This window comes from Streptacidiphilus pinicola (genome assembly GCF_003258295.1).
GTDB lineage: Bacteria > Actinomycetota > Actinomycetes > Streptomycetales > Streptomycetaceae > Streptacidiphilus > Streptacidiphilus pinicola.
Genome location: NZ_QKYN01000244.1, coordinates 1 through 5,029 on the forward strand (window position 1 = coordinate 1; position 5,029 = coordinate 5,029).

The 5,029-nt window shown below is 74.8% G+C and carries 4 protein-coding genes and 1 pseudogene; 3 read left to right on the plus strand and 2 right to left on the minus strand.

Annotation, left to right across the window (positions count from 1 at the left end):
* Positions 1-487, plus strand: a 487-nt coding sequence (locus DN069_RS38455) for an MOSC domain-containing protein (protein WP_116513726.1), incomplete at its 5' end; no start/stop codon positions are given.
* Between the two features lie 169 nt (positions 488-656).
* Positions 657-3,077, plus strand: coding sequence for a right-handed parallel beta-helix repeat-containing protein (locus tag DN069_RS38460; protein ID WP_111507886.1), 2,421 nt, complete (start codon positions 657-659; stop codon positions 3,075-3,077).
* Between the two features lie 7 nt (positions 3,078-3,084).
* On the opposite strand, the gene DN069_RS40755 is transcribed toward DN069_RS38460, so the two are convergent.
* Positions 3,085-3,270: a hypothetical protein gene (locus DN069_RS40755; protein ID WP_165845831.1), complete on the minus strand. Its 186-nt coding sequence runs from the start codon at positions 3,268-3,270 to the stop codon at positions 3,085-3,087.
* On the opposite strand from DN069_RS40755, the gene DN069_RS40760 reads away from it, so the two are divergent.
* On the plus strand, positions 3,217-3,528 hold the full coding sequence (locus tag DN069_RS40760; RefSeq protein ID WP_279387958.1) for an antibiotic biosynthesis monooxygenase family protein: 312 nt from the start codon (positions 3,217-3,219) through the stop codon (positions 3,526-3,528). The genes DN069_RS40755 and DN069_RS40760 overlap by 54 nt on opposite strands.
* Here DN069_RS40760 and DN069_RS40765 read toward each other — a convergent pair.
* Positions 3,504-5,029: pseudogene (locus DN069_RS40765) on the minus strand (hypothetical protein); the annotation flags it as partial. The gene DN069_RS40760 and the pseudogene DN069_RS40765 sit on opposite strands and share 25 nt — an antisense overlap.

Sequence of the window (5,029 nt, forward strand, 5' to 3'; positions counted from 1 at the left end):
GAGGGGGGGGTGGGTCCGCTGGAAGCGCCCGCACCGCAGGCCGCGACCGGCGACGACGAGCTTCGCCGACGCGTACCCGTTCCTGCTGACCACCACCTCCTCCCTGGCCGCGCTCGACGCGCTCATCGCCGCGGACCACCCGGAGACCGCCGCCGCCAACGGGCCCGTGCCGATGGCACGCTTTCGGCCGAATCTCGTGCTGGACGAGCCGATCCCGTGGGCCGAGGAGGGCTGGCGCCGGATCCGGCTCGGCGAGGTGGAGTTCGAGGTGGCGCAGCAGTGCGGGCGCTGTGTGATGACCACCGTCGACCAGCAGGCCGGGGTCTTCACCGGTCAGCAGCCGCTGCGCACGCTGCGCAAGCGCCGGCGCTTCGGCAGGAGCGCGGCGTTCGGCATGCACCTGGTGCCGCTCGCCCCCTACGGGACACTGCGCGTGGGCGACGAACTGACCGTGCTGGAGTCCGGTCCCCTTCCGCTGCCGGACTGATCGCTCCCGATCAGAGCAGGTCTTACGTGTGAACGGCTACCGATCGTCGTCACGCTCGTTGTCATCGATGTCGGAGGAAGAGGGTCGGGCGAGCGTGCCGGACGCAGTACCGTGGGCGACAACGCAGGACCGAAACAGCAGCACGAGAGAGCTGGGGCGCCGGATCGTCATGGGAGCAGGCGTGGTGCGGGTGACCCTGGACGGCGCCTCGCGCTGGCGTCGGCGCTCGGGCGAGTACGGCACCGTGGCGGAGGCGCTGGCGGCCGCCGAGCCGGGTGACACCGTCGCCCTGGGGGCGGGCGTCTACCGCGAGAACGTCGTGCTGGACAAGGCGGTGACGCTGCGCAGCGCGGAGGGTCCGGGCACGGTGCGGATCGAGCCGCCCGCCGGCAGCGCGCTGATCGTGCTGGCCTCGGCGGTCGTGCACGGGGTGACCCTGGAGGGGCAGGACGGTTCCGCCCCGGCCGTCGTGATCGCGGCCGGAGCACCGGAACTGACGGAGTGCCGGATCACCACCCGGTCGTCCGTCGGTATCGAGATCCGCGGCGAGGCCCGGCCGACCGTCAGCGCCGTCAAGGTGGAGAACCTGGGCGGGCTCGGCCTGCGTGTCTCGGAGGACGCGCAGGCCCTGGTCGAGGACTGCGAGATCGACGGCACCGGCCAGTCCGGCGTGGTGGTGCGCGCCGGCGGCGCGCTGCGGCTGCTGCGCGGCAGGGTGCGGCGCACCTCCGGCGCGGGGCTGGTGCTGACCGGCGTCGGCAGCAGGATCGAGGCGCTGGGCTGCGAGTTCACCGAGATCGACGGCAACGGCGTGCAGGCCGACGACCACGCCGAGGGCGTGCTCACCGACTGCGCGGTCTCCCGCGTCACCGACAACGGCCTGACCCTCGACGGCGCGGCCACCCTGCGGCTCGACGGCTGCCGCCTGCACGACATCCCGGAGAACGCCGCCGACCTGCGCGGGCGCGCCCGGCTCACGCTCACCGACACCCGGCTGCGCTCCTTCGGTCGCAACGGCCTGTCGGTCTGGGACAGCGAGACCTCCGTCGAGGCGGCCCGCTGCGAGCTGGTCGACAGCACCGGCGACTACCCGGCCGTCTGGGTCATCTCCGGCGCCACGGCCAAACTGACGGACTGCCGGATCCAGGACGTGCCGGACGGCCTCTTCGTCCTGGACCGCGGCTCGGCGGCGGAGGCCACCCGCTGCACGCTGACGCAGGTGCGCGGCACGGCCGTCTCGGTCTCCTCCGGCGCGACGGTCCGCCTGGACCGGCTGACCGCGCAGGACGCGACCACGGGCGTCTGGTTCCGCGACCACGGCAGCGGCGGGCTGCTGACGGACTGCGAGATCGCCGACACCGCGACCGGCGTCATCGTCACCCGCGGCGCGGATCCGGTGCTGCGCGGCTGTGTGCTGAGCGGCAGCGGCGAGGCCGGCGTCTACGTCTCCGCGGGCGGGCGGGGCACTTTCGAGGACTGCCGGGCGGCGGGCGGCAAGGGCTACGGCTTCCACGTCATCGACGGCTGCCCGACGGCCCTCACCCGCTGCCGCGCCGAGCAGAACGCGCGGGGCGGCTTCGAGTTCTCCGAGCCCGGCCCGGTGGTCGAGGCGTGCACCTCCGACGACGCCAAGCCCGCCGCCGCGTCCGCGGCTGTCACCACGGTGGACGAGCCGCCGCTGGCCTCGACCCCGCCGGGCACGGCGCTGGTGCGCGCCCGCGCGCTCGTCCCGGCGCAGCCGTTGGCGTCCGGGCTGCCGCAGATCGCGCCGATTCCGGACTGCCGTCCGGCCGAGGAGGCGCTGGCGGACCTCGACGCGCTGGTCGGCCTGGGGACGGTCAAGCAGGAGGTCCGCACGCTGATCGACCTGATCTCGGTCGGCCGCCGTCGCCGTCAGGCCGGCCTGAAGGCGCCCTCGTTGCGCCGGCACCTGGTCTTCACCGGCTCTCCCGGCACCGGCAAGACGACGGTGGCCCGCCTCTACGGCGAGATCCTCGCCTCACTGGGTGTGCTGCAGCAGGGCCACCTGGTCGAGGTCTCCCGGATGGACCTGGTCGGCGAGCACATCGGCTCGACGGCGCTGCGCACCGCGGAGGCCTTCGACCGCGCCCGCGGCGGCGTGCTCTTCATCGACGAGGCCTACGCGCTGGCCCCGGAGGACGGCGGCCGCGACTTCGGCCGCGAGGCGATCGACACGCTGGTGAAGCTGATGGAGGACCACCGCGACGAGGTGGTGGTCATCGTCGCCGGCTACACCTCCGAGATGGAGCGCTTCCTGGACGCCAACCCCGGTGTGGCGTCCCGCTTCTCCCGCACCATCACCTTTCCGGACTACACGCCCGAGGAGCTGCTGCACATCGCCCAGGCGCAGGCCGACGAGCACGAGTACCGGCTCGCCGACGCCACCTCGGTGTCCCTGCTGACCCACTTCGCGGCCCTTCCCAAGGGCCCCTCCTTCGGCAACGGGCGCACGGCCCGCCAGGTCTTCGAGACGATGATCGAACGCCACGCCGTCCGCGTCGCCCACCTCCCCGACCCGACCACGGAGCAGCTCCAGCTGCTGTTGCCCGAGGACCTGCCCGCGAGCTGAACCCGTGTCAGGGCGGGTCGACGAGCCGCCCGTCGGCGACCAGTCCGCCGGACTGCTTGACGACCCGGGCGTAGGGGACGACCTCCATCGCGCGGACGCCGTCGAGCGGACCGGCCCGCCCGCCGGTGAGCTCGTAGAGGTGGCCGACGTCGCGGCAGGCCACCGAGGCCGTCAGGTTGTCGCGCCCGGACATCGCCCGGAGCGTCAGCAGGCCGTCATCGACGTGATCCGGACGGCGGGCGACCCCGGCGCGGTCCCGGGGTTGCGCCGCGTCCACCTGTTGCGCGGCCTCGACGGCACGCAGGTGGTCAACCAGATGCTCTGGGAGAGCCGGGAGGCGTTCGAGCAGGCCCGAGCCCACCTCCCCGTGATCGAGCGAATCCGGGCGGAGGTGGAGCGGCTCGTCGAGAAGGCCGTGACGGAGGTCTACGAGGTGGTACCGGTCTCCTGACCGGCCCGGCCCGTCGCGTGGTCGGCCATGACCTCCAGCAGTGCGTCGCGGGCCACCAGGAAGCGGGGGTCGAGACGGTAGTCGAAGTGGCCGCGGACCGGGACCAGGATGGGGAACTCCCCGCTGCGGCCGAAGGCCAGCGGGTCCGGGAGGGCGGGCTGGTCCGGGGCGGGGGTGCCGGCGGTGGCAGGGATGCGGACCGGGCCCCCGATCGGGTCGGTGATGCGGAACAGGTTGTCCCAGCGCGGCATGTCCCGCAGCAGGCGCATCAGCTGCTCCGGGCCCATGTAGGCCGGGAAGAACCGGCCGTAGAGGCGGCGCAGCGGTGAGCCGTAGGTGAGCAGGGCGACGCGGCCGCGGGTCGCCGGGTCCAGCTGCCACATCGCCGCGGCCGCCAGGACGGTGCCCTGGGAGTGCGCGGAGAGGACCAGCCTGCGGGTCGGGTCCGTCTCCAGCCAGGCGCGGATGCGGGCCTCCAGGTCCGGGACGGCCCGTTCCGCGTAGCACGGCGGGGCCAGCGGGTGGGCGGCGCGCGGCCAGAAGGTGCCGATGTCCCACAGCACGCCGACGGTCCGGCGCCGCATCGGGGAGGCGTAGGCGCTGCGGCCCAACGCGACCAGACCCGCGACCAGGGCCGTGGTGAGCCAACCGCCGAGGTTCTGCAGCAGCTCGCCGAGGCGGGAGCCGAGCATGCCGAGGTCCGCGGTCGCCGCCGTCAGCGACTCGCCGCTGACGAGCGCGCCGGCCAGGGCGACCACCAGTTGCACCGCGGCGACCAGCGCCAGCACGCCGATGACGCCGGTGCCCGCCTCCGTCAGCCGCGCGCCGGAGAGGGCGCCGGCGATCTGGCCGGTGCGCGGCGAGTCGGTGGTCGGCGGCTCGTCGTAGGTGGCCAGCACGTCCGGCCGCAGCGTGCGCTTGGTCCGCAGCAGGGGCACGGCGAGGCGGACCGCGATCGCCAGCAGCACGGGCGCCAGCAGCGTCGTCCCGCTCGCGTGCCACACCAGCAACGGGACCGCCTGCGGCTGGTCCCCCGTGTTCGCCAGCCGCTGCGCGGTGAAGAGCGCGGCGCCGGAGGTGAAGAGCGCGCCGAGGCCGAGCGCCAGCAGCCCCGTGGCGGGGCCCGCGAAGCCGCGCAGCGCCGGGCCGTTGGGGCCGCCGAAGCCGGTGTCGGCAGGGCCTGGGACGCCCGTTTTCGGGCTCGGCAGCGTCAGCGTCGGGTCGACGGGCACCGGCTGGTCGTCGGCGTCCGGCCCGCGCGTCAGCGCCCAGCAGACGGCGACGAGCGCGGCGATCAGCACGAGCTGACCCGCGAACAGCGCGGCGAAGCCGCGTTCCGCTCCGGGCAGTGGGCCGCTCGCGGCCCACTCGGGGCGGCTCCAGGCGGCGTCGGCGAAGACCAGCAGGGTCAGCCCGCCCACCGCGGCGGCCAGCCGGCGCGGCGGCAGCGCGTCCGCGCCGGTGCCGAGGCTCGCGGGCCGCCCCCCCCCCGCGCCCACCC

Excerpts from the sequence above, each read along its gene's own strand:
- DN069_RS38460 (WP_111507886.1), top strand. The coding sequence starts at position 657 with ATGGGAGCAGGCGTGGTGCGGGTGACCCTGGACGGCGCCTCGCGCTGG.
- DN069_RS40755 (WP_165845831.1), bottom strand. The coding sequence starts at position 3,270 with ATGTCCGGGCGCGACAACCTGACGGCCTCGGTGGCCTGCCGCGACGTC.